At 48.0% G+C, this 229-nt stretch carries 1 protein-coding gene; it reads left to right on the top strand.

All coding sequences use genetic code 11. The features are described from left to right. Nucleotides 1–198, top strand: a 198-nt coding sequence (locus tag CIK04_RS35120; protein ID WP_142995045.1) for a hypothetical protein, incomplete at its 5' end; no start/stop codon positions are given. Between the last annotated feature and the right edge of the window lie 31 nt (nucleotides 199–229).

The following is a 229-nucleotide window of genomic DNA, read 5'->3' as shown; positions in this document are numbered from 1 at the left end:
GTCAAACTCACGAGTTTGGTTGACCTTCGTCACCGCCCCCTTCTACACACATTTTGGTGCCTGAGAGCGGAAAATAACCGCTTCAGTACCCAACTGCTTGAACAACTGGCGCAGTTTGACCAACTGCTTGGTAAGGTATTTTTGACAACGCCCATGAGCAAAAGCACCTTAAATGAAGAGTGCCACGCGCACCTTTAATAAAAAAAGCCGTGAAAGGCCACCTTTCACG

Source organism: Vibrio sp. 03_296 (assembly GCF_002265885.1).
This window is presented reverse-complemented; position numbering and strand designations above follow the sequence as displayed.